Source organism: Pseudoalteromonas luteoviolacea (genome assembly GCF_021654285.1).
In the GTDB taxonomy this organism is placed as follows: Bacteria; Pseudomonadota; Gammaproteobacteria; order Enterobacterales; family Alteromonadaceae; genus Pseudoalteromonas; species Pseudoalteromonas luteoviolacea_J.
Genome location: NZ_JAKFZS010000012.1, coordinates 178,602 through 184,601, shown reverse-complemented (window position 1 = coordinate 184,601; position 6,000 = coordinate 178,602). Strand labels below are relative to the sequence as shown.

General features: G+C 37.4%; 4 protein-coding genes. 1 reads left to right on the top strand and 3 read right to left on the bottom strand.

Annotated features, from left to right (window positions below):
- Positions 1-345 precede the first annotated feature (345 nt).
- Both L1077_RS13695 and L1077_RS13690 read right to left on the bottom strand, forming a co-directional pair.
- Complete coding sequence (locus L1077_RS13695; RefSeq protein ID WP_237137338.1) at positions 346-1,914, bottom strand: methyl-accepting chemotaxis protein; 1,569 nt, start codon at positions 1,912-1,914, stop codon at positions 346-348.
- A gap of 577 nt (positions 1,915-2,491) precedes the next feature.
- Positions 2,492-3,310, bottom strand: a complete 819-nt coding sequence (locus L1077_RS13690; protein ID WP_237137337.1) for an alpha/beta fold hydrolase — start codon at positions 3,308-3,310, stop codon at positions 2,492-2,494.
- 878 nt (positions 3,311-4,188) lie between these two features.
- Here L1077_RS13690 and L1077_RS13685 point away from each other — a divergent pair.
- Positions 4,189-4,638: a GNAT family N-acetyltransferase gene (locus L1077_RS13685; protein WP_237137336.1), complete on the top strand. Its 450-nt coding sequence runs from the start codon at positions 4,189-4,191 to the stop codon at positions 4,636-4,638.
- Between the two features lie 249 nt (positions 4,639-4,887).
- Here the strand turns inward: L1077_RS13685 and L1077_RS13680 are convergent, their stop codons facing one another.
- On the bottom strand, positions 4,888-5,265 hold the full coding sequence (locus L1077_RS13680; RefSeq protein WP_237137335.1) for a hypothetical protein: 378 nt from the start codon (positions 5,263-5,265) through the stop codon (positions 4,888-4,890).
- Between the last annotated feature and the right edge of the window lie 735 nt (positions 5,266-6,000).

The following is a 6,000-nucleotide window of genomic DNA, read 5'->3' as shown; positions in this document are numbered from 1 at the left end:
GCTTGCAGATCAGCTTGCCAATTGTCGAATACTACGGACACTTGTCCAGTTTTACCGTAACACGTTCAACAGGCAATGCGTTGCGTTGCCTATTCATACAAACCAATTGCAATTTTTATTAACATGTTAAATCGGTGGCATAATAACGGACCAAATCCAGGGGAGCAGAGTAGTTGCTTCAATCGAACAAGTTAACGATTGAGACGCCAATCTTCAATGTGCGAAATTGTCACAATCCAGCTATCGGCATAACTAATTTTGAGGCAGAAACAAGTTAAGACTTATTCATATTAACTAAGGTAAAAGTAACCCAATTTGTTACTTCTACCCCTGACTTCAAAAAGCTTAAACTTCAAACTCCCCAACCATCTCGCTTAATTGCTGAGACATCTCACTCAATTGACGGCTAGATGAGTTCGTATGTTTTGCGCCTGCTTCAGTTTGTTGAGAAACCGCCACAATCCCATTGATATTATCAACAATGCTATTCATTGCATCAGACTGTACTTTCGCAGAGTTTGCAACGCCCTGACCAAAGCTTTGAATTTGCTTCACTGCACTGTCTATTTCCACTAACGTTTGATCGCACTGTTTACTCGTTATCAAACCCTTTTCAGTTGATTCTTTACACTTTTCCATTTCGCCTACCGTTTCTGACACGCCAGCATGTAGCTGCTCAATAATGGATTGAATATCCTCTGTTGATTCATGAGTACGAATGGCTAAAGTTCTGACTTCATCAGCGACAACAGCAAATCCTCTGCCCTGCTCTCCCGCACGTGCTGCCTCTATCGCCGCGTTTAATGCTAACAAATTAGTTTGCTCAGCAACTTTTTGTATCACATCCAACACTTCACCAATTTGTGCGGAACTCTCCTCAAGTTTCTTTACTGACATAGAGGTCGATTCAACTCGCTGTGCGACCTGCTCAATCTGATGGGCATTATCAGCGATATGCTGTTTACCTTGCTCAGTGAGCCCGCTTGCGTTATCAATTAACACCAAAGCATTTTGACTCTGATCGAACACGCTGTTTGCAGACTCTTTCAAATCAAGCACCTTGTCTTGAACTGATTCTGTCTCTCTATTTTGTTGAGCAAGACCCAATTGAATTTGTTGAGTGACTGCTGACAATTCTTCAGCATGTGAAGCCAAAGACAGTGTATTCACATTGATGTTGTCGATTACTTGCCTAAACTGCGCATTACTTGCGTTGAACGCAATTGCCATTTCAGACAACTCATCCTCACCGCGATGTTTCAGCTCAATGGTTAAGTCTTTTTGGCTTGCAACCAATGACATAGTGCGTGTCAGCTTGTTTAAGGGCTTAGAAATATTTTTCGCGACCACCCCTGACACAATCATTAGCAAGATAATATAAAATAGCAGTTCAAAAGCGATGAATATCAGCTCATCTTTATACGCGTCTTCAATATCGGTTAAGTAAATACCAGTACCGATAACCCAGCCCCAGTCAGACTGGCGCTTGATATAAGACACTTTACTGGTGACTTCTCGAGAATTAGGCTTAGGCCAAGCGTATTCAACAAAGCCCGCCCCCTGCTTTTCCACCTTGTCAACAAATGCGCGAAATGCAAAAGAGATAAACGCCTCTTTATGGTTCGTCATAGACAAGCCATTTAGCTGTGGCTTGATCGCGTGCGCTACCATGTCCCCATTTGTATCGAATAAAAAATAATAACCAGAATCAGCATAGCGAGCACTATTAACCAGCTGTTTAGCTTGAGCTTGGCGCTCTTGTTCACTCAAATTTGGTAGACTTGCGATTGCACTTACTTGTGAGCTAAGTGTTTCAACAAGATTTATCGCTTGATCTTTACGCTCAGAGATCATGTTTTCTCTTAGCTTGTTAGCCGCTGAAAACTGAATACCTATGATAATTGTAATGGCCACTAAGGTGCCTAGTCGTAATTTATTCGCAACCTTTATGTTGCTTAGTAGTCGGTTGATGTTCAAAAGTACTGCCCTCAAATCTAACGAAGATCTACCTGTGTTCTGTGTAGAATATTTGTTCGAATCATACACAAAACGCAACGCAAGAAAAGTTATTTTCAGCATCGTTCCAAAATGATTTTGATGAAAAAGCATACTCATCTGATTTGTATGGAAAAGAAATTTAGGGCCTATTTCGAGAACAATCAGGACCAGAGCCAAAAAACAATACTTAAGTATTTACTTTTAGGTTTATATTAGAGGTACAGATGAAATCACCACAAAAAAACTAATGATTTATCATGTAAACAAGAAATGTAAAACTCGTGTTTTAACGTTATAATTTTGCGCTATATTTCTTCATGGGACCAAATTCAGGTGAAAGTGGAGCATTTTTTATCGCTAGTGTAAGGGGAATGCTCACACTGATATTTATTCCGTATAAGTCAATAATTATTGTGAACGAAAATCTCTTCAGACTGCCACCTAATATTGATAGCAAACGAGGCAAACTGCCTAGAGGCATATCAAAAAACCACTACAACATTTCTACTAAAATTCTAATGGCAGATACAACAAGCTTGGGATCATCCAGTGGAATATTATGACTAACTGAGCTCGACACTAGATGCATCGAATTTGGATTCTCAACAATAAGAGATGCGTGCAAAGTCCGCCACACAGCTTTCCCTGCGGTGCTGTGCCCTATCCACCAATCGCTTTCCCCTTCCATGCTAGATGAAACAATGACTGTCGGGATCATTGATATCTTGCCTTTGTCCAACATGGTGCTTTTAGTATATTGATGCTGTAAGACCTGCCATTCAGCACTTTGGTGCATTATTTTATTTAGTTTTTGATTATCCCTTTGTGACCAATCAAAATTAAGATGATTTAATTCTGATAAAAATGCTTCGTGACTTGGATCAAGCAATACCAGACCCTTGACCTGCTCAGAATATGCAGTCGCATATTGCCTTACATGTAACCCGCCATAAGAATGGCCCAACAAAATAATATTATCTTGTATATTAAGTGCGCTAAGTAAAGCCTTTAAACGCTTATTGGAGGTGCGCAATGATACGTTTGACTTGTTTGTAGATCCACCAATACCTGCACGTGAATATATAATTACGCGTTGATTCAGCTTTTTAAGCTCGGGCATTACAGGTAACCAATATTGCGTACCCATGTCAATTCCTGACTCAACTACAATCGTGAATTCACCACTACCAATATCAATATATTCTAGGTAACCGCCTTCAATCGCCTGTAAACGGGCCGTTATATCAGCATGACAGAAAGTGCTAAAACAAAGACATATAAAGCATAAAAAAGTAGAAAATTTAAAACCCATTAAAAAGTACTACCTTAAATCAGTGTAAAATTGCTCTAAATCAGCGTAATTATAAAAAACCATCTCACATAAATCCAAACCACAACCCCAATAACTATGCTTTTTTCAATTGGCGACTGAACCCAGCGTTAACACCATGTATAAAACTAAATTTTTGAAATTTTATAACTGTGAAATCTATAAGCAGCTATATTACTATCACCTTTAATGTAGATATCAAGCTTAATTACCTAGTTATTAACCCTTAATATAGTGCATTTATTACATCATTCATTGAATATGCTACAACGGGTATATGTGCTCAATCATATCTATATCTATATCTATATCTATCAAGCTCGAACTGAGAGAATTCAGCAGCAGTTAATGGCTCTCTATCAACAGTGCTATTCCAACAAATAATCAAGCTCAAGAATACCCCATCACTGAGCGACTCGTCTTATCAATTGAGTAGCCTTTGCCAAGTGGCCACTGTGAATACATTTCTCTATGCTTATAATCAGCATCCATATAATTTTCAATTTATACAAGTGTCGCTTCTAATTAATTTTTATCTACACTACCCGCCAAGGTTTCAAAACGCCACTCCGCATCAAGAATATAAATTACCGGAAACTTTCTATTGGGTGAATGGTTGTGGTAGATAGAGTTTTAAGAGATAAGACACACCTGCATAATAAAGCTCTTAACTTGTTTTTTTCTGCTTTCCTTGTAAATATGGATGCCACGTTCATTCAGGCTCACAGTGAAAAAGTATGCTTAAACTTACGCCCTAAAGGAATTTGAGGGTTTACCAAGATATTTTTATGCCCTCACTCACCCTAACAGGACGTGAACATTTATACTTTAAATCAACAAGAACTAAGGCGTTCTAAAATATGGATATTCAATTTATAACCACAACAAAACATGTTGACTGGCAGCAAGTATGCACACTATTTGAAACAGTTGGCTGGCCAGCCCGTTGTCCCAATAAACTTGAAAGTGCTTTTAATAACAGTACGTTTAAATACTTCGCTTATCACAAAGAGCAACTGGTCGGAATAGGACGAACAGTCGATGACGGAAGTTTTTACGCGTGGGTAGTCGATCTCGCGATACATCCTAATTATCAGGGACATGGTTTAGGTGCAATTATACTTGATCATCTGGAAAAGTGCTTAAGTTCATATGATACAACCATGCTCACTGCGGCACTGGGGAAAAGTGGCTTCTATGAAAAACAAGGATGGCGGAAACAACGGTCAGCATATATTTTTCCTAGATCAGACGAGCAAATAATAGAGTTTGTATTACCAGAGCAAACAAAAAGCACTACGAAAACTTAACTTAAAATGGGATTTATAATGTTAAGGAATGAAACTAAACCCAACTTTCGGTTTAATCAGAGCTAGAGAGTGATTTTAGAGCTTAATAGCACCTAAAAGTTTTTACCTGATAATCAGTTAATTACTCATTTAAATGTCATCAGTTCAAGTTTAGGGGCTAGCTTTTTTCAACTGCCCCTAAGTATAAAGCCCAAGACCAACTTGGTTTAGTCAATTAAAACCTTATTAGCTAGGCTAACTGCGCACAAATTAAAATCCGGTTTCATAAGTCGCATAAGCGGTATTTGTTCTCTCCCAAGTACCATCTTTATATAAGATCAATGCAGATGCCGAAGCGCCAGCGTAAGAACGAATAGTCACATTACAGCTAGTACCACCACTACAGCGAGCAGAACCACTCCACTGAACTTCTCTAATAGGCTTAGTCACATTCTTTAAGTAAAAACGTCCTGATGTAGAATTACCGAAAGACATATCAAAACCATCACAGTGTGAAGTACCATTGCCCCATGTATGATTAGTTGTATGACCTTTTGGATATACATCACATACAAGTTCAGCAGACATCGCAGAACTAGCAAAGAAAGTACCAGCAAGAAGTGTTAAAGCTTTTATGGTTGTTTTCATTTTAATTACCTTTTTATTATTTTGTTTAACGCTAATGCGCATTTACAAGGTATTAAATGAACGGGCGTTCAGTCAACACTACAATAAACACCTAAGAAATCAATTCAACATAGCTAAACCCTCGACAAAGCTAGATTAAGCCATTGTTTTATATAGATATATAAAAATAACCAAAGGTTTTAACCTTTAGAATAAAAAATTTAAATGATCATATGATTTAAAATAAACCCGCTACAATATACTATTTTATTTCATATTAAATTCTAATTGAAATTCTAACCCATTGAAATATATAACCATAAATAAGATGAAAAATTAACCTTTGAAGTTTCATAGCGTTTTTATAAAAATCCACTCATCAAAAGTAAATTTACGTTACTTAGCTGTTATTTATTTGTTCCCATATGAAAATTAGACTTTAATGATAAAAACAATGTTAAAAACACAATAAATACTGAAGCTACAGTTTGATTATTGAACTAAATAAAACACATAGCTTACTTTACACCTCCCCCTATATAGATTTTCAACAATTATATGCAGCAAAGACTTCCATAAAAATAAACGCGCCTGTATAAATAAAGTACAGCATTAAAATATCATCCCCACAGAAGCCCGCTGCAGAGGTGTAGCCATTTATTCTTTAAGAACCAAAAACACATGAATGAATGTGACTAAAGAATTGATTACACGAACCCAAACAGTTAGGACTTTAACTCGGTAACTAAGCGCCAT